The organism is Bacillus sp. RB3, assembly GCF_030164735.1.
In the GTDB taxonomy this organism is placed as follows: domain Bacteria; phylum Bacillota; class Bacilli; order Bacillales; family Bacillaceae_G; genus Bacillus_A; species Bacillus_A cereus.
The window spans coordinates 36,609-55,024 of sequence record NZ_JASNGE010000025.1 but is presented as its reverse complement, the minus strand read 5'-3'; the positions used below and the strand labels follow the sequence as shown (position 1 = coordinate 55,024).

The window sequence follows — 18,416 nt, the reverse complement described above, 5'->3', positions numbered from 1 at the left end:
GAAATAATATGAAATATTGCATTTTATATTGTTACATCCAGATTTTATGTTAAATTCTTGAATGGAATATTAAAATAGGGGGCAAGGATATGAACAAGAAATCAAAGATCAATAAAGTGATGCTTAGCATTAGTACAATGGCTTTATCGTTAGGCGCACTTCAAACTCATGCAGCAGCGGAAGAAAAAGTACCGTATAACGTGTTGAAAACGAAACCGGTTGGAATTGAAAAGTCGGTAGATGAAGTTGGACATATTTCAAAAGTTGATGAAACTTTATCATTTCAAGAACGTTTAAAAGTAGGAGATTTTTCACAGCGACCAGCATCTATTACGAAGAAAACTGCAGTAAAGCAAGTTAAAGAAAGCTATTCAATGGCTGATTTAAACAAAATGAATGATCGAGAATTAGTTGAAACGTTAGGCAGTATTAAGTGGCACCAAATTACAGACTTATTCCAGTTTAATGAAGATGCAAAGGCTTTTTATAAAGATAAAGGAAAAATGCAAGTCATTATAGATGAATTAGCTCATAGAGGTAGTACATTTACAAAAGATGATTCAAAAGGAATTCAAACGTTTACTGAAGTGCTGCGTTCAGCTTTTTATCTTGCATTTTATAATAGTGAATTAAGCGACTTAAATGAAAGAAGCTTCCAGGATAAATGTTTACCTGCTTTAAAAGCAATCGCAAACAATCCAAACTTTAAGCTTGGTACAGTTGAACAAGATACAGTCGTATCTGCATACGGTAAATTAATTAGTAATGCTTCAAGCGATGTTGAAACGGTTCAATACGCATCGAATATTTTAAAGCAATACAATGATAATTATACTACTTATGTAAATGATCGAATGAAGGGACAAGCAATATACGATATCATGCAAGGTATTGACTATGATATACAGTCGTACTTAACTGAAGCTCGTAAAGAAGCGAATGAAACGATGTGGTATGGAAAAGTAGATGGGTTTATTAATGAAATAAATCGTATTGCTCTTCTAAATGAAGTAACGCCAGAAAATAAATGGCTTGTTAATAATGGCATTTATTTTGCTAGCCGTTTAGGGAAGTTTCATAGTAATCCAAATAAAGGATTAGAGGTTGTTACACAAGCAATGCATATGTACCCGCGCTTAAGTGAACCGTATTTTGTTGCGGTAGAACAAATTACAACAAATTATAATGGTAAAGATTATAGCGGGAATACAGTAGATTTAGAGAAAATACGTAAAGAAGGAAAAGAGCAATACTTACCAAAAACGTATACATTCGACGATGGATCAATTGTGTTCAAAACAGGAGATAAAGTATCAGAAGAAAAAATTAAGAGACTATATTGGGCTGCGAAGGAAGTAAAGGCACAGTATCACCGTGTAATTGGAAATGACAAAGCGTTAGAGCCAGGAAATGCGGATGATGTATTAACGATCGTAATTTATAATAGTCCAGATGAATATCAGTTAAATAGACAATTGTATGGATATGAAACAAACAACGGTGGAATTTATATTGAAGAGACAGGTACATTCTTTACATATGAGCGTACACCAGAGCAAAGTATTTATAGTTTAGAAGAGTTATTCCGTCATGAATTTACTCATTATCTGCAAGGGAGATATGAAGTTCCTGGTTTATTTGGAAGAGGAGATATGTATCAAAATGAAAGGCTAACTTGGTTCCAAGAAGGAAATGCAGAGTTTTTCGCAGGATCTACTCGTACGAATAACGTTGTACCAAGAAAGAGTATAATTAGCGGATTATCATCTGATCCTGCAAGCCGTTATACAGCAGAGCGTACACTATTTGCTAAATACGGTTCTTGGGATTTCTATAATTACTCGTTCGCATTGCAGTCTTACTTATATACGCATCAGTTTGAAACATTTGATAAAATTCAAGATTTGATTCGTGCGAATGACGTGAAAAATTATGATGCATATCGTGAAAATCTAAGTAAAGATCCTAAGTTAAATAAAGAGTATCAAGAGTATATGCAGCAGTTAATTGATAATCAAGATAAATATAATGTACCGGAAGTAGCAGATGATTATTTAGCTGAACATGCACCGAAATCGTTAACTGAAGTGAAAAAAGAAATTAGTGATACGTTGCCTATGAAAGATACAAAAATGACAAAACATAATTCTCAATTCTTTAATACATTTACATTAGAAGGTACGTATACAGGTAGTGTCACAAAAGGTGAATCAGAAGATTGGAAAGCAATGAGTAAAAGAGTAAATGAATCTTTAGAACAATTGGCGCAAAAAGAATGGAGTGGCTACAAAACTGTTACAGCATACTTCGTCAATTATCGTGTGAATAGTTCAAATGAATTTGAATATGATGTAGTCTTCCATGGAATCGCAAAAGATGATGGAGAAAATAAAGCTCCAACGGTTAATATAAATGGCCCTTATAGCGGTCTTGTAAAAGAGGGAATTCAATTTAAAAGTGATGGCTCAAACGATGAAGATGGAAAAATTGTTTCTTATTTATGGGAATTTGGAGATGGAAGCACAAGTGCAGAAGTGAATCCAGTACATGTATATGAAAGAGAAGGTTCTTATAAAGTATCGTTAAGAGTAAAAGATGATAAAGGCAAAGAGAGCAGAAGCGAAACAACTGTTACGATTAAAGATGGAAGTTTAACAGAATCAGAACCAAATAATCGTCCAGAAGAAGCAAATCGTATCGGGCTAAATAGTACGATAAAAGGCAGTCTTATTGGCGGGGACCACACTGATGTTTATACATTTAATGTAGCATCAGCGAAAGATATCGACATTTCTGTTTTAAATGAGTATGGAATTGGGATGACATGGGTACTTCACCATGAATCAGATATGCAAAATTATGCAGCTTACGGTCAAGCCAATGGGAATCATATAGAAGCGAAATTTAATGCAAAACCAGGCAAGTATTACTTGTATGTATATAAATATGATAATGGTGATGGAACGTACAAATTATCAGTAAAATAAGTGTCTTTCCAATGTATGTTTAACTTTACTTTTTGTGGAAAATAGTATATTATATAGATATATAATATATCGGTTATTTTCTAGGAGGAGCCTGTCACAATAGGTTTCTCCTGTTCTTTTTTAGAGGCCTGTCTTACAGGCTTTTCTTTAAAAGGTAAATAACTGAAAATTAAGAACTATAATCTTTGAAAGAGGTGGGGCATACATATAACAAAAAAGGGATTGTTTAAGAAAGGGGGATAAGAAATGGTCTTGTTTGGTTATCCACTTGAAACAATTTATTTATATGGATTTATTATTGCTACTATACTCACTGTTATTTATATCTTCTTTGGAGATATATTTGAATCGATATTTAGTTTTGGGGGCGGAGCTGTATCCGTTGTTACTTTATTACTTAGTTTCTTCGCCATGTTATGTGGGCTTAGTTATATAGGAGAATATTTGTTTTCCTTTAATAGTATTACTATTTTTGGGGCTGCATTTGCTATATCTTTTATCGGTGTTTTCATCATGAAAATACTAATTTTAAAACCGATTGCAGAAGCAGAGCAAAATACCGTACAACGTATGGATGAATTTATCGGTTGCAAAGGAGAAGTCATTACGACAATTCCTACAGAAGGATTTGGTGAAGTATTAATTTCATCCCAATTTGGAAGTAATGCAATCCCAGCTAAAACAGTTGGAAAAAAAGATATTTCGCAAGGAACAGAGGTTATTATCGAGGGAGTCCAAGATGGTGTTTTACTTGTACAAAACATCGCTTATTCTTTAAAGAAACCAAAATTATAAGGGGGAATTTACATGACGATTCCATTAATTATCGGTGGAGTTTTACTGGCAATTTTAATTCTACTCATTTTAGTATTCATTACGAAGTATCGTACGGTTGGTCCAGATGAAGCGTTAATTGTTACAGGGAACTGGCTTGGTGGAGGAAAGAATGTTGTTACCACTGATGATGGAAAGAAGATTAAGATTATCCGCGGGGGCGGTACTTTCGTAGTTCCAATTATGCAAAGAGCAGAACCTTTAAGCCTATTAAACTACAAATTAGAAGTTGGTACACGTGATACGTATACGAAGCAAGGTGTTCCAGTTACAGTAAATGGTGTTTCTATTATTAAAGTAGGTTCTACAATTGAAGAAGTATCTACTGCAGCTGAGCAATATTTAGGAAAAGAAACGGAAGAGTTAAAAGTAGAAGCAAAAGAGGTTTTAGAAGGTCACTTACGTGCAATCTTATCTTCTATGACAGTAGAGGATGCGTATAGTAATAGAGAGCAATTTGCTCAAAAGGTACATGAAGTAGCTTCTACAGATTTAAAGAAGATGGGACTTCGCATTGTTTCTTTCACAATTAAAGAAATAATGGATAAAAACGGATACTTAGATGCGCTTGGTCAGCCGCAAATTGCGACCGTTAAGCGTGATGCAACAATTGCGAACGCAGAGCGTGAAAAAGAAGCACGTATTGAAAAAGCACGTGCTGAAAAAGAGGCAAAAGAAGCAGAATATCAACGTGATGCACAAATCGCTGAAGCTGAAAAACATAAAGAATTAAAAGTACAGTCCTATAAGAGGGAACAAGAGCAAGCCCGTGCAGATGCGGATCTTTCTTACGAATTACAACAAGCGAAAGCACAACAAGGTGTTACAGAAGAGCAAATGCGCGTTAAAATCATTGAGCGTGAAAAGCAAATCGAGTTAGAAGAAAAAGAGATTGCGCGTCGTGAAAAGCAATATGATGCAGAAGTTAAGAAAAAAGCAGATGCAGATCGCTATGCTGTTGAGCAATCAGCGGAAGCAGAAAAAGTAAAACAAATTAAAAAGGCAGATGCGGATCAATATAAGATTGAAGCTGAAGCGAGAGCTCGTGCGGAAGAAGTACGTGTAGAAGGTTTAGCGAAGGCGGAAATCGAAAAAGCGCAAGGTCAAGCGAAAGCGGAAGTACAAAAAGCACAAGGTACGGCGGAAGCAGATGTTATTAGATTAAAAGGTTTAGCAGAAGCAGAAGCGAAGCAAAAAATTGCAGAGGCATTTGAGTTATATGGCCAAGCGGCAATTATGGATATGGTTCTTAAAATGCTTCCAAGTTATGCGAAGGAAGTGGCAAGTCCGCTTAGTAACATTGATAAAATTACAGTTGTTGATACAGGCGGCGGTGGTAAAAATAGCGGCGCCGGAAAAGTTGCGGGTTATGCAACTGATTTAATGGCAACGATGCAAGAAACGTTAAAAGCTTCTTCTGGAATTGACTTAAAAGAGTTATTAGAAGGATTTGCTGGAAAAGGAGCGGTACAACAATTATCAAGTGATAAACCTGTTGTATCTGTAGTAGAAGATGAGAAAAAAGAAGTAGAAAAAGATAAAGAATAGTAAGGTGGAAAGAACCTCTAGTAAGTGAAATACTGGAGGTTCTTCTGTGAATTATAATATTTCGAATAATATACATTTTTATATATTGTTTTAATTATTTAATTTATATAGAATGAAAAAGGTATGTATTAACTCTTTAATAGAAAAAGAGACAAAGAGTTAATACAATTAATCGTGTAATTTATATAAATAAATTAAATGTGAGATAATTACATTTAAAACGGTATGGAGGGGTAGAAATATGTTTCAAGGGAAATTAAGGAGTAGTAGTTTAAAAACAAAGTTACTTGTGTCATTTGTTATCATTTTAATTCTTCCAAGTATTGTAATTGGTTGGACGTCTTATCAACAGGCGAAGACGAATTTTAATGAAACGATTTTAAACTCGGCGAAAGATAATATAAAAATTTTGGATAATGTAATTAATAAAGAATTGGATAGTAAAAAAGTAGATGCAACTTATTTTACGAAATTATTCACACAATCAAGTTACCAAGCAGATCAAATTCAAAACATACAAAATAAACTAGAAGAATACAATAAACTGCATCCAGAAATGGAAGCAATCTATACAGGATCTAGTAATGGACAGTTCATTCAATCACCAGCTATTCAGATGCCAGATGGATATAATCCTACAGAAAGAGATTGGTATAAAGAGGCCGTGAAGAAAAGTGGAGAGGTAATTGTAACTGCTCCATATAAGTCAAAAACGACAGGGAATATTGTTATTACACTAGCAAAACAAAACGAGGATAAAAGTGGAGTTCTTGGGATTGACTTAATCATTAATAATATTGTTACTACTTCCAAGATGGTTAATATCGGTAAGGAAGGATATGTAGCGATATTTGATCAAGATAAAAATGTAGTAGCGCACCCGAAAATGAAGCCAGGAGAGAAATTAGAAGAGAAACTTAGTAAAGAATTGTATAAACAGGAAGCTGGAGATTTTTATTATTCATTAGATGGTGAAGATCGCAATATCACTTTTAAAACGAATAAGAAAACTGGATGGAAAATAGCAGGAATTATGCCTTCAAAAGAAATTATCGAAGCAGCTAACCCTATTTTCTATAAAACAATAACTGTTATTGGTATTTCATTAGTAATTGGTGGGATTTTAATTTACTTCATAATTGCTTCTATTATTAGTCCGTTAAAACAACTTGTTATATCATCGAAAAAGATTAGTGAAGGCGATTTAACAGAGTCAATTACAGTTCATTCTAAAGATGAAATTGGGCAGCTAGGAGAAAGTTTTAACGAGATGGCTGCATCGTTACAAAGTGTCATTTCCAATATAAACACTTCAGCAAGTCATGTAGCGGCATCTTCAGAAGAATTAACAGCTAGTATGAAGCAGACAAGCGAAGCAACGGAACAAATTACACAGGCGATAGAGCAAGTATCAAGTGGTGCAGAAATACAAACGAAAGAAGTTGAAGAAGGAGCAACATTGTTAGAAGAAGTTACAGAAGGAATTCAGCGTGTTGCAGATAGTTCTTCATTAGTATCTACAGCCTCTATGTATACGAAGAAAAAAGCTGAAAATGGTGGGAAGTTAGTTGAACAAACTGTGAATCAAATGCAATTAATTCATGAGTCTGTTTCGCAGTCAGACAAAATCATTGGTTTGTTAGACGATAAGTCGAAACAAATTGGAGCAATCCTTGAAGTGATTCAACATATTGCTGAACAGACAAATTTATTAGCGTTAAATGCGGCAATTGAGGCTGCGAGAGCTGGAGAGCAAGGAAGAGGATTTGCAATTGTAGCAGATGAAGTGCGAAAGCTAGCAGAACAATCAGGACAGTCTTCTACGGAAATTGGGAAACTAGTGAAAGAGATTCAATTTGATATAAAAGAAACAGTAAGCTCTATGAATCAAGTTGGAGTAGAAGTACAATCAGGACTTGTAGTTGCAAATGAAACGAAGCAAAGCTTTGCTGAAATATTGAAATCTACGGATGATACAGTTGTACAAATTGATAACATGGTAGATGTAGCAAAACAAATGACGGTAGATGCAAAACAAGTAAGTGCATCTATTAATGAAATTGCAGCTACAATTGAAGAAAATGCAGCAAGCGTTCAAAATATTGCTGGTTCCTCTGAGGAACAATTAGCTTCAGTAGATGAAATAAATGCAGCAGCAGTCCATTTATCACAAATGGCAGAAGAATTACAAGAGATGATTAGTAAGTTTAAAGTGTAATAACGAATGTTAAGAAACGAGGTAGTAATTTTACTTCGTTTCTTTTTTTATGAAGAGAAAAAGAAAGAAATATAGAGTAACCGTGTTATGATTAAGTATAATTAAAGAGACTGTATATTCTTTAAATTCTATCTTTAATCATGTTAGGGGAATGGTTTTGAAATTAAAAAAATTAAAACTCCAACCGAGAATTACATTAACTATTAGTACACTTATTTTAGTTGTACTTATGCTAACGAGTTATTTATTTTATTACATATTATCTGAAACGGTAGAAGAGCAAATTGGCAAAAGGGCTTTGCATGTTGCGAAAACAGTTGCTGCTATACCTGAAATAAAGGAAGCTTTTCAAAAAGAAAACCCAGCTTCTATTATTCAGCCAATTGCAGAAAGAATTCGAATGGATACAGAGGCTGACTTCATTGTAGTTGGAAATAAAGAGGGGATTCGATATGCACATCCTGAGCGAGATAAAATAGGAGAAGCGATGATTGGTGGAGATAACAAAGGCGTTTTATTAGAAGGAAAATCATATGTTTCGAAAGCAACTGGATCATTAGGCCCTTCATTACGCGGAAAAGTTCCAATCCGTAATCAGGAAAATGAAATCATTGGTGTGGTGTCTGTTGGATTTTCAATGGATGATATTCATGGAGCGGTAGAGGTGTATGGAAAGCGTGTATTTTGGATTACAATAATAGGGCTATTAATTGGAGTAATCGGCTCTATATATTTAGCGGCAAGTATAAAAAGAATGATGTTCGGTATGGAACCAGAAGAAATTTCATCTTTATATGAAGAGCATAGTACAGTGATTCAATCTGTACGTGAAGGGATTATTGTAATCGATAAAAATGGCATGATTAGTTTAGTCAATCAAGCAGCTTATGATATTCTTTCGCTAGATAAACAACAAAATATTATTGGGGAATTTATTTTAAATGTAATTCCTAATTCAACGATACTAGATGTACTTCAAACTGGTGAAGAACAGTTTGATCGCCAATTAAATATAAAAGGACAGGCTGTTATTGCGAACCGTCTACCTATTAAAGTAAAGAATAAAGTAACTGGCGTTGTATCGAGCTTACGTTTGAAATCTGAAATGGATCAGTTAACAGCAGAATTATCTCAGACGAAGCAATATACAGAGGCATTACGAGCGCAAGCGCACGAATATAACAATTTATTGTATACGCTTTCAGGTCTTATCCAATTAGAATCATATGAAGATGCTTTAGAGCTTATTCATAAGGAAACAGCGGTATATCAAGATTTTGTTCAATTTATTATGAAGCGGATTCAAAATCCATGGCTAGGTGGAATTTTAATTGGATTTTATAATAGAGCACGAGAGTTGAAGATTGATTTTATGCTAGATAGAGAAAGTGGTTTAGACAAATTAAGTCCACATATTGAGAGTAATTATGTCGTTTCTATTTTAGGAAATTTAATTACGAATGCATTTGAAGCAATTGAAAAAAATGAAGAGAATGATAAGAGAGTAAGGATGTTTGTAACTGATATTGGAGAAGAAATATTAATTGAAGTGGAAGATTCAGGGCAAGGGATTCATGATGAAATAATTACTAGCATATTCTATAAAGGCTTTTCGACGAAAGAAGGAGGAGAGCGAGGATATGGATTAGCAAAAGTGAAAGAGTTAGTAGAAGATTTAAATGGAAGTATTGCAATCGAAAAAGGGGATTTAGGTGGTGCGTTATTTATTATTGCACTACCGAAAGAGAGAGGCGAATAGTAATGGGTGAGGAGATTGAAGTATTAATTGTAGAAGATGATATTCGGATTGCTGACATTCATCGTCGTTTTACTGAAAAAATTGAGGGATTTAAAGTAATTGGAACGGCAACGACTGGAGAACAAGCGAAAGAATGGCTAGAGCTTGTGAAGCCACAGCTTGTGTTATTAGATGTGTACTTACCTGATATGCAAGGAACGGAACTTGTCACATATATTAGGCATCATTTGCACGATACAGATATTATTATGATTACAGCGGCATCGGAAACAGATGTAGTGAGGCACGCCCTGCGGGGCGGAGTAACAGATTATATTGTAAAGCCACTAATGTTTGATCGATTTAAGGCGAGTTTGGAAAGTTATCAAAAAAAGATTGTGCAGCTGAAGAAAAATAATCAATTATCTACAGAACAAATAGAACATTTATGGTCTCAAAGAGGCGTAAAGGGAAATGAAATGGAATATGCCCCGAAAGGGATAGACCCCTTAACTTTAGCAAAAATAAAAAAACATATGTTAACAGTTAATGAAGAAGGGATTACAGCAGAGGTACTAAGTTCAATGGTAGGCGTAAGTCGATCAACTGCAAGGCGCTATTTAGAGTATTTAATATCTGGGAAGAAAGTCCACGCAGAGCTAATATATGGGAGTGTGGGGAGACCGGAGAGACGGTATTTTCTTGTTTCTTCATAATAAAAAACAGTAGAGGATTTATTTCTTCTACTGTTTTTTGCGTCTTATATTGGAATAATCCCAATTACAATGCCAGTAATCAACATCACCATTGTCGTTCCAACTGCCCACAATAAAGTAAAACGTTGATGTTCACCAAAATCAACTTTTGCCATCCCAACTAATAAATAAGTGGATGCAACAAGAGGACTTAATAAGTGAACGGGTTGCCCAAGTAAGGAAGCACGTCCCATTTCAGCTGCACTAATTCCGTAAGTAGCAGCAGCCTTAGTTAAAATAGGTAATACCCCAAAGTAAAATGCATCATTGGACATGAAAAATGTGAATGGCATACTAAGAAGAGCTGTAATAATTGGCAATTGTGGTCCAAGTGCATCTGGTATAAGAGTTACTACACTGTTAGCCATGGCATCTACCATTTTTGTTCCAGATAAAATACCAGTGAAAATACCGGCAGCAAATACGAGAGAAACAACTGCTAATACATTCCCTGCATGAGAAGCAATACGTTCTTTCTGTTGCTCTAAGTTTGGATAGTTAATCATAACAGCGATAGCAAAAGCGACTGTAAATAAAACAGGTAACGGCATAACTTCTAGTATGAGACAGACAAGTAATGTAGCGGTTAATAAAAAGTTAATCCATAGAAGTTTAGGACGTTTATGCACTGCGGCTTCGACAGTTGCAGCTTGCTCATCCATTGTTTGCATTTGTTTTAAATACTGTACATCCATAATTCCTAAACGTTTTCTTTCTTTTTTTCCAAGATAGTAAGCAACGAAAACAACCCAAATTGCACCAGCAATCATTCCTGGAATAAGAGGTGTAAATAATTCGGAAGCCTCAAGTCCAAGTGCGCTCATAACACGAGCTGTGGGTCCACCCCAAGGTGTAAGATTTGTTACCCCCGCCCCTAACATAACAACTCCAGCTAATATGAGGGGGTTCATTCCAAGGCGCTTATATAGTGGATACATTGCGGAAACTGTAATCATGTATGTTGTTGTACCGTCACCATCTAGAGAAACGATAATAGTCAATATAGCCGTTCCGATAACGATTTTTAAAGGATCTCCTTTTACAAATTTTAAAATCTTACTAATGACAGGATCGAATAAACCGCTATCAATCATAATCCCAAAATATAAAATAGCGAACATAAGCATAATACCAGTAGGTGCTAATTTTTGAATTCCCTCTAACATCATAGGCCCCATATTGGCATAGAATCCGCCAATTAATGCAAAAACACTCGGAATTAATATTAATGCTACTAGCGCTGACATACGTTTCGTCATAATTAAAAACATAAAGACAAATACCATCGCAAATCCAAGTAGTGCTAACATGTGATTTCCCCCTCAAAAGAATGATTGCGCTTTCAAAATAGAATAAAAATTCAGAAAAAGGTTTTTTATTTATAATAAAAGCATCTATTCAAATGGTAAATAATTTGAAAAATAACATCATTAGAAGCATAATTTTTATTTTGTTCATTTTGTTCACGGTAGTTAATTTGAATTTTTAAAAAGTAAGCTGCTCCTCGTAAGAATGGTAGAATAAGATGAAAATAGTGAAGTGTGAAATAGGGAGTAGATGTTATATGAAAACGAGAATTGAAGCGATTTATAGCTCTTATGAAGGAAAAGTAGAGGAGATTTTTATTAATGAATCTTCTTACGTATATGAATGGGAGAAATTACTGATGATCCGAAAAAATGACGGTGAGCTTAAAAAAATTGCAGTCGGGATTAGTGGAAATATAAGATTGGTAAATGTAGAAGTTGGACAGGAAATTAGTGAGGATACATTATTAGTTAAGTTAGAAGATGATTTGTTAATTACAGGTTGCGAGTGATGAGAGATGTGTAGAAATAACTACACATCTTTGTTTGTTTCCTATATTACAAAAAGCACATTGTTTTTTCACAAATTTCACACAACCTTTTGGTATTCTTTTCGTGGAGTATACGCTTTCTAGGGAGGAATATTGATGAAAGTAAAATATGTCGTACTTGCTATATGTTTATGTTTCGTATTTACGGTAGTCGGGTGTGAGAAAAAGGAAACAGCAGCTGTTGCCATTGATGAGAAACATGATAAATGTGATATTTGCCAAATTGGGGTAACAGATAATCAATTTGCAACAGAAATTATTTTAGAAAATGGAAAAGCGTTAAAGTTTGATGATATCGGTTGTATGTATAAATGGATGGAGATCAATTCAGGTGAAAAGACGAAAGAGAAATTTGTCCGAGATTATGATTCGAAAGATTGGATTTCGTTAGAAGAAGCTACTTACGTATATGATAAAACAATAACGACACCGATGGCTTATAATGTCATTTCATTTAAAAATAAAAAAGATGCAGAGAGCTTTGTATCTAACTATAAGGGTAAAGTTCTTTCGTATAAAGAGCTAGCAGAGCATAAATGGGAAATGAATAAAGAGATGATGGGGAAACCGAAAGCAGGAAATCATGGTGGACATCATTAATAATAGAAAAAGACAACTATATAGTTGTCTTTTTCTATTATTACTCAGGTGCAAATATAGAAAAGGTGTAAAATTTTTAGAAGAACGGTTACAATGGAATATAGTAACCTAAAGCAATCATTTATCCCGCATTAACGGGCAGTAAGATCCCCACCTCAAAATTTAGTGAAAGCAAAGAAGTTAGGTGGAGTCGGGCTGCCCGTAAAAGCCCGATTGGTGTGGGCTAATAATTAGTGGTGGATGAACAAAACCCCCACTAATTAAATTTTCACTTTATGTACTTTTTAGAAATGTATACAAATGCGGTAAAAACGTGCTAAACTAATTGCTTCATAATGTTAATGATGGGGCCATCAGGCGTATCATTTCAATAGGTTGAGAAACATAGTATAAGCTTAAGATAATCCGATTAAAGAAGGAATATAAAGGGCTTATGGATAAATGTACTCAAGAAGAGTTATTGTATGTGATGGAGGAATGGTTAAGAAAACATTATCTTTCATAGGAGCTGTAGTTGTGAGAAAACAAAAAATTTTATTATGTATTTTATTAGGACTTTTAATGACGGTAGTGGCTTGCGATAAGCAAGAAGAACCAGAATCGAAACCGGTTCATGTGAAAAATGAAAAGAAAAAAGAGAAGCATAAAGAACAGGAAGAATCTAAAGAAGAGAAAAGTATAAATTTAATGGACAAACAGTTGTTACTTTCAGCTACCCTTGGAGACACAGAGACAGCTATGAAGTTGATTCAGGATGGAGCGAATATAAACGTAGAAGGTGACAACGGAGAAACGCCTGTCCTTGCAGCGACGTACCAAAATCATGTAGAGACAGTTAAAGCATTAATTGGTGCAGGTGCTAATATTGAAATTAAAGATGAGAAAAAAAGTAATCCACTTCTTTATGCAAGTAGAGAAGGATATACGGATATTGTAAAAGTATTAATTAATGCAGGAGTTAATACGAAAGAAACGACTAGGTCAGGTGGGACAGCACTTATTTCTGCATCTGAGCGTGGTCATGTAGAGGTTGTTAAAGAATTATTAGAGCATACAGATATTGATGTGAATTATAAAAATGAACGTGGTGGAACAGCGTTATTAGAAGCAATTGTATTAGGAAATGGTAGTGAAAACCATAAGAAAGTAATTCAATTGCTTATTGATCACGGTGCAGATGTAAACATGGCTAACAAGGAACATCTGACGCCACTGCAATACGCTGAAAAAAGAGGTTTTAAAGATATTGTAAATATGTTGAGGGTAGCTGGAGCGAATGAAGTAGTACAGCCACAACAACCAGTAGAGTAAAAAACGGAAAATAATCCCATTTAGATAGACAGAATGAAGAAATCAGTTAGTATGATGGATTCAGTAATGTGTATTTGAATGGGATTTTTATTTTGAACATGAAAAATAGATTATGAATGGATGGTATATGGAGTAAATAAGGAGGATAAAAATGAGGCTCTCAAAACTTGATTTAATAGTAATTCAGGCAGAGGTTTTATTTGTTCATAATCAAGTAGGAAAAATGAAATATGTAAATGAACAAGGAAATCCGAAAGCACCACGTTTTTTTCTTGGCAGAACTCGTGAAGGGAGTATAACGAGATATCATTGTAATGTGGACGATGAAACGGTAAGTAAGATTGAGAAGTTAATTCGAGAACCTTCAAAGCATATAGAGATAGCAAAGATTATTAATATATTAAATGAAGAAAGAACAGTGGAAAATATTTGGATGGGTCCTGCTTTCATGTTTCATAGTAATTTACATAAGCCGACTAGAACAATACAAATAACTGAGAAGAATAGAGAGCTTTTGCGAGAAAATTTTCCTAATCTAATAGAACAGATGGAATGGAGGAAACCTTATTTTGCAATTGTAAAAAATGAAAAGGTAGTTTCCGTTTGTTGCAGTGCCAGAAGTACGCCCGTAGCTGCTGAGGCAAGTGTGGAAACTTTAGCGGAATTTCAAGGGAATGGATATGGTACTGATGTTGTTACAGCCTGGGCCTTATCAATACAAGAGGAAAAGCGCATTCCACTTTATAGTACTGCTTGGGATAACTTTGCTTCGCAAGCAGTGGCAAGCAAACTAAAACTTATTAACTATGGAATGAATTTACATATTGATTGAATTTTAAGTATTGTTTCGTTCTATTCGTTTGTATTAGAATATATGGATTAATGTAAATAGTGATATGGTGAATATTAACATTCGGTTAACACCTAATTAACAATCTATCAAAACTGACTTAATAAATGCGTAATATAGTAAAGGTAACAAAATAAATAGGGTAGAGAACATTTGAGAACACCCACTTACATATAATGTGCCACTTTCTTAGGTGTGCTCTATTCCCTAGAGTTCAAATAAGGGGAAAGGCGTTCTATGTAAGTAGGTGTTTTTAGTTTGGATAAAAATAGAACAGTTAGGTGGAAAAAAATGTTTAAAGAACCTTATATTGCGATGATAAAGGATTGGAAAGGATACAAAGCATACAAAAAATTGCCGAAAACAGTTTTTCTTATGACTGGTTCAATGCTGGAATTACCAGAGCGTATATATGAATTGCAGAAACATGGACATGATGTATTTCTTCATTGTGATTTTATACAAGGCTTAAATACGAATACAGAGGAAGCGCTTTTGTATATTCAAGATGTTATCGGGGCACAAGGTATTATTTCAACAAAGGGTTCAACAATTCGAAATGCTAATAAAATTGGATTGAAAACAATTCAACGTATTTTTATTGTAGATACTTTATCCCTTACTAAATCAATTGAAAATTGTAAAACGACTAAACCAAATGCAGTAGAGATTATGCCGGGGATTATGCCTTCTATAATTAAACAGCTAGTAGAGGAAATAGAGTTTCCTATTATTGCAGATGGGCTGATTCAAACGCGAGAAGATGCGGAAATTGCAATTCATGCAGGAGCAAGTGCGATTTCAACAAGTCATTATGAAGTATGGATACAAGAAGAAAAAAGGAGTGCAACCTTGTGATTGAATTGAAAAATGTTTCAAAGGTATATAAAAATGCAGAAGAGACAGCGGTTAAAGGCGTATCGGTTCATATTAAGAAGGGTGAATTTTTTGTTTTAGTTGGACCTTCGGGATGCGGGAAAAGCACATTATTACGAATGATCGCTGGCTTAGAAGAGATTTCTTCAGGAGATTTAATTATTAATGAACGTGTTGCAAATGATCTAGAGCCGAAAGACCGTAATCTATCAATGGTATTTCAAAATTATGCATTATATCCACACTTATCTGTAGAAGAAAATATTTTATTTGGACTTAAGGTAAGAAAAGTACAAAAAGAAGAGCGACAAAAGCGATTAATGGAAGCTATTGAAATGATAGGACTGAAAGAGTATGTGAAAATGAAACCAGGCCAATTATCAGGCGGACAAAGACAGCGTGTTGCACTTGCCAGGGCAATTGTGAGTCAAGCACCAATCTGTTTAATGGATGAACCACTTTCAAATTTGGATGCGAAATTACGTGCGCAAATGAGAATTGAAATTAGAGAAATTCAGCAGCGATTAGGAATTACGATGATTTACGTTACCCACGATCAAATAGAAGCGATGACTATGGGAGATCGTATCATGGTTTTAAATAAAGGAAGTATACAGCAAGTTGGAACACCACTTGACATATATAACGAACCAGCAAACGAATTTGTTGCAAGCTTTATAGGTTCTCCTTCTATGAATATAAATGATGGGGAAGTAAATAAAGAAAAAGGTGTATTACATATAGGGCAATTGCAAATTCCATTATCTATTAGACAGTTAAAGCAATTACCAGAAGGAACAATTCGCATAGGCATGCGCCCTGAGCATATTGCACTGTCTGAGGAGGGACAAGAAGTGACGTTGCAATTTGTAGAAGTATTAGGGAATGAATCTATATTGAACTTTGCGGTAAATGGAACAACTTGGAGTGCGAAAGTCATCGGACAGTTACTCTTGAACAAAGGTGACAAAGTAAAATTATTATTCTCGCAAGAAAAGTTATGCTTCTTTAATGAAAACACGAATGAACGCTTAAAAGTGGTAGCTGAAGAAGAGTTGAAAGTGGTGGCGAAATAATGATCGAAGTAAGTAAGTTACCAGTTCAAACAAAGGTGTCAAAAAAGAAAAAATTATGGGGGAGAACGAAAGATTTAAGAATAGGATTATTGTTTTTGGCGCCATCTATTTTGTTATTTTCGATTTTTTTGTTCTATCCATTGTTTAGGACAATTTACTATAGCTTTTATTTAACCGATATACATGGGGAAGCTAATCTTTTCGTTGGCTTAGAAAATTATCAATACTTATTCTCTGATCCAGCCTTCTACAAAAGTATAAAATCAACTTTATTATTTGTTTTATATACAGTGCCTACGAGTATTATATTTGCTTTGTTTCTTGCATTGATTGCAAATGGAAAAGTAAGAGGTATTGGGTTATTCCGAGTTCTGTTTTCTTCGACGATGGGAATATCAGTAGCTGCTAGTGCAGTGATTTGGCTATTTTTATTTCATCCAAGTGTAGGGTTATTTAATAATATATTAGCCTCTATGAACCTTCCTGCAATCGCATGGTTAACGAGTCCGGACTGGGCACTATTCTCTGTATCAGTTACAACAGTTTGGGTGAATACAGGTTTTGCATTTTTAGTTATATTAGGTGGTTTACAAAATATCGATACGTCGTTATATGAGAGTGCATCTATAGATGGTGCTAGTTATTTATATAAACTTCGCCGTGTTACATTACCGATGCTATCACCAACTTTATTCTTTATTGTAACAGTAACATTAATTAGTGCGTTCCAAAGCTTTGGGCAAATTGATATTTTAACGCACGGTGGACCAAATGATGCAACGAATTTGATTGTGTACTCGATTTACAAAGAGGCGTTTGTGAATCATCAATTTGGAACAGCAAGTGCACAAGCAATGGTATTATTTGTTTTCATTTTCCTTGCTACATTACTTCAATTTAAGTTTGCTGAGAGAAAGGTGCATTATAAATGATTGTTAAACAGTGGAAACAAAATTTCCTATTATACATGCTGCTCATTATTAGTGCAGTAATGGTATTTTTTCCTGTACTGTATGCATTTTTAATAAGCTTTATGACACCAGACGATATTCAAATGAGAAGGTTATTTCCGACCCAGTTTACTTTTGATAATTTCATTAATATTTTTCAAAAAGTACCGCTTTTTACATACTTATATAACAGTTTAATTGTATCGACAGTCGTTATGATTGGACAACTTATCGTATCAAGTTTAGCAGCTTATGCTTTTGTTTTTCTTCAGTTTAAAGGGAGAAACTTAATTTTCTTCCTGTTTATTTCAACGATGCTGATTCCGTGGGAAGCAACGATGGTGCCTAACTTTTTAACAATTCAAAACTTTGGTTGGATCAATAGTTTCGCCGGGATGACAGTGCCGTTTTTTGCAACAGCTTTCGGTATTTTCTTGTTACGTCAACATTTTATGACACTTCCGAATGAACTGAAAGAAGCTGCTTTTATTGAAGGGATTGGAAATATAAGATTTTTATTCAGCGTTGTAATTCCGTATTGTAAAACGAGTTTTATTACGCTTGGAGTATATAGCTTTTTAACAACATGGAATATGTATTTATGGCCACTTTTAGTGACCACTGATGAAAAAGTAAGAACAGTGCAAATCGGTGTGAAGCAGCTTCAGTCTCAAGAAGTTGCAACTGATTGGGGAAGCGTAATGGCCGGTGTTACGGTTATCGTTATTCCAACATTGATTTTACTATTTTTAGGGCAAAAGCAATTACAACAAGGATTAACAAAAGGTGCAATTAAATAACTAAGAGAAGGTGAG

The 18,416-nt window shown here is 34.6% G+C and carries 15 protein-coding genes and 1 pseudogene; 15 read left to right on the top strand and 1 reads right to left on the bottom strand.

Annotated features, from left to right (window positions below; all coding sequences use genetic code 11):
• The first annotated feature begins 89 nt into the window (after positions 1-89).
• The 7 genes and pseudogenes from colA to QO049_RS23660 all read left to right on the top strand — a co-directional run bounded on the left by colA (position 90) and on the right by QO049_RS23660 (position 10,041).
• Positions 90-2,987, top strand: coding sequence for a collagenase ColA (colA, locus tag QO049_RS23685; RefSeq protein WP_284489542.1), 2,898 nt, complete (start codon positions 90-92; stop codon positions 2,985-2,987).
• 246 nt (positions 2,988-3,233) lie between these two features.
• Complete coding sequence (locus QO049_RS23680; protein WP_000242433.1) at positions 3,234-3,782, top strand: NfeD family protein; 549 nt, start codon at positions 3,234-3,236, stop codon at positions 3,780-3,782.
• Positions 3,783-3,794: 12 nt separating this feature from the next.
• Positions 3,795-5,369 carry a flotillin family protein gene (locus QO049_RS23675; RefSeq protein WP_000155019.1) on the top strand — a complete coding sequence of 525 codons (1,575 nt, stop codon included), beginning with the start codon at positions 3,795-3,797 and terminating at the stop codon, positions 5,367-5,369.
• A gap of 241 nt (positions 5,370-5,610) precedes the next feature.
• Positions 5,611-6,645, top strand: a pseudogene (locus QO049_RS31000) (HAMP domain-containing protein); the annotation flags it as partial.
• Positions 6,640-7,587, top strand: coding sequence for a methyl-accepting chemotaxis protein (locus QO049_RS30995; protein ID WP_372584125.1), 948 nt, complete (start codon positions 6,640-6,642; stop codon positions 7,585-7,587). The pseudogene QO049_RS31000 and the gene QO049_RS30995, both read left to right, overlap by 6 nt.
• A 151-nt stretch (positions 7,588-7,738) precedes the next feature.
• On the top strand, positions 7,739-9,346 hold the full coding sequence (locus QO049_RS23665) for an ATP-binding protein (protein ID WP_002060713.1): 1,608 nt from the start codon (positions 7,739-7,741) through the stop codon (positions 9,344-9,346).
• 2 nt (positions 9,347-9,348) lie between these two features.
• Complete coding sequence (locus QO049_RS23660; protein WP_000503463.1) at positions 9,349-10,041, top strand: response regulator; 693 nt, start codon at positions 9,349-9,351, stop codon at positions 10,039-10,041.
• 44 nt (positions 10,042-10,085) lie between these two features.
• Here QO049_RS23660 and QO049_RS23655 read toward each other — a convergent pair whose 3' ends face one another.
• Positions 10,086-11,390, bottom strand: coding sequence for a CitMHS family transporter (locus QO049_RS23655; RefSeq protein WP_000880467.1), 1,305 nt, complete (start codon positions 11,388-11,390; stop codon positions 10,086-10,088).
• A gap of 254 nt (positions 11,391-11,644) precedes the next feature.
• Here QO049_RS23655 and QO049_RS23650 point away from each other — a divergent pair, with 254 nt between their 5' ends.
• The 8 genes from QO049_RS23650 (at position 11,645) to QO049_RS23615 (ending at position 18,401) form a co-directional block, all read left to right on the top strand.
• Positions 11,645-11,899 carry a hypothetical protein gene (locus QO049_RS23650; RefSeq protein ID WP_284489541.1) on the top strand — a complete coding sequence of 85 codons (255 nt, stop codon included), beginning with the start codon at positions 11,645-11,647 and terminating at the stop codon, positions 11,897-11,899.
• A 135-nt stretch (positions 11,900-12,034) separates the two neighbouring features.
• Positions 12,035-12,538, top strand: a complete 504-nt coding sequence (locus tag QO049_RS23645) for a nitrous oxide reductase accessory protein NosL (RefSeq protein WP_284489540.1) — start codon at positions 12,035-12,037, stop codon at positions 12,536-12,538.
• 441 nt (positions 12,539-12,979) lie between these two features.
• A complete protein-coding gene (locus QO049_RS23640) occupies positions 12,980-13,849 on the top strand; it encodes an ankyrin repeat domain-containing protein (protein WP_000287336.1) in 870 nt (289 codons plus the stop codon).
• Positions 13,850-14,000: 151 nt separating this feature from the next.
• Positions 14,001-14,681 carry a GNAT family N-acetyltransferase gene (locus QO049_RS23635; RefSeq protein WP_001239778.1) on the top strand — a complete coding sequence of 227 codons (681 nt, stop codon included), beginning with the start codon at positions 14,001-14,003 and terminating at the stop codon, positions 14,679-14,681.
• Positions 14,682-14,990: 309 nt separating this feature from the next.
• Positions 14,991-15,557 (top strand): glycerol-3-phosphate responsive antiterminator, encoded by a 567-nt coding sequence (locus QO049_RS23630; protein WP_284489539.1) that lies wholly within the window; start codon positions 14,991-14,993, stop codon positions 15,555-15,557.
• Positions 15,554-16,651 (top strand): ABC transporter ATP-binding protein, encoded by a 1,098-nt coding sequence (locus QO049_RS23625; RefSeq protein WP_284489538.1) that lies wholly within the window; start codon positions 15,554-15,556, stop codon positions 16,649-16,651. The genes QO049_RS23630 and QO049_RS23625 overlap by 4 nt, the downstream gene beginning before the upstream one ends.
• Positions 16,651-17,583 carry a carbohydrate ABC transporter permease gene (locus QO049_RS23620; protein ID WP_000573803.1) on the top strand — a complete coding sequence of 311 codons (933 nt, stop codon included), beginning with the start codon at positions 16,651-16,653 and terminating at the stop codon, positions 17,581-17,583. Before QO049_RS23625 ends, QO049_RS23620 begins: the two co-directional genes overlap by 1 nt.
• Positions 17,580-18,401 (top strand): carbohydrate ABC transporter permease, encoded by an 822-nt coding sequence (locus tag QO049_RS23615; protein ID WP_000635946.1) that lies wholly within the window; start codon positions 17,580-17,582, stop codon positions 18,399-18,401. The genes QO049_RS23620 and QO049_RS23615 overlap by 4 nt, the downstream gene beginning before the upstream one ends.
• The last annotated feature ends 15 nt before the right edge of the window (positions 18,402-18,416 follow it).

What these genes read in the sequence shown, in the direction of transcription:
- colA (WP_284489542.1), top strand. Translation starts at nt 90, where the DNA reads ATGAACAAGAAATCAAAGATCAATAAAGTGATGCTTAGCATTAGTACA.
- QO049_RS23680 (WP_000242433.1), top strand. Translation starts at nt 3,234, where the DNA reads ATGGTCTTGTTTGGTTATCCACTTGAAACAATTTATTTATATGGATTT.
- QO049_RS23620 (WP_000573803.1), top strand. Translation starts at nt 16,651, where the DNA reads ATGATCGAAGTAAGTAAGTTACCAGTTCAAACAAAGGTGTCAAAAAAG.
- QO049_RS23675 (WP_000155019.1), top strand. Translation starts at nt 3,795, where the DNA reads ATGACGATTCCATTAATTATCGGTGGAGTTTTACTGGCAATTTTAATT.
- QO049_RS30995 (WP_372584125.1), top strand. Translation starts at nt 6,640, where the DNA reads ATGGCTGCATCGTTACAAAGTGTCATTTCCAATATAAACACTTCAGCA.
- QO049_RS23640 (WP_000287336.1), top strand. Translation starts at nt 12,980, where the DNA reads ATGTACTCAAGAAGAGTTATTGTATGTGATGGAGGAATGGTTAAGAAA.
- QO049_RS23655 (WP_000880467.1), bottom strand. Translation starts at nt 11,390, where the DNA reads ATGTTAGCACTACTTGGATTTGCGATGGTATTTGTCTTTATGTTTTTA.
- QO049_RS23645 (WP_284489540.1), top strand. Translation starts at nt 12,035, where the DNA reads ATGAAAGTAAAATATGTCGTACTTGCTATATGTTTATGTTTCGTATTT.
- QO049_RS23635 (WP_001239778.1), top strand. Translation starts at nt 14,001, where the DNA reads ATGAGGCTCTCAAAACTTGATTTAATAGTAATTCAGGCAGAGGTTTTA.
- QO049_RS23615 (WP_000635946.1), top strand. Translation starts at nt 17,580, where the DNA reads ATGATTGTTAAACAGTGGAAACAAAATTTCCTATTATACATGCTGCTC.
- QO049_RS23660 (WP_000503463.1), top strand. Translation starts at nt 9,349, where the DNA reads ATGGGTGAGGAGATTGAAGTATTAATTGTAGAAGATGATATTCGGATT.
- QO049_RS23650 (WP_284489541.1), top strand. Translation starts at nt 11,645, where the DNA reads ATGAAAACGAGAATTGAAGCGATTTATAGCTCTTATGAAGGAAAAGTA.
- QO049_RS23630 (WP_284489539.1), top strand. Translation starts at nt 14,991, where the DNA reads ATGTTTAAAGAACCTTATATTGCGATGATAAAGGATTGGAAAGGATAC.
- QO049_RS23665 (WP_002060713.1), top strand. Translation starts at nt 7,739, where the DNA reads ATGGTTTTGAAATTAAAAAAATTAAAACTCCAACCGAGAATTACATTA.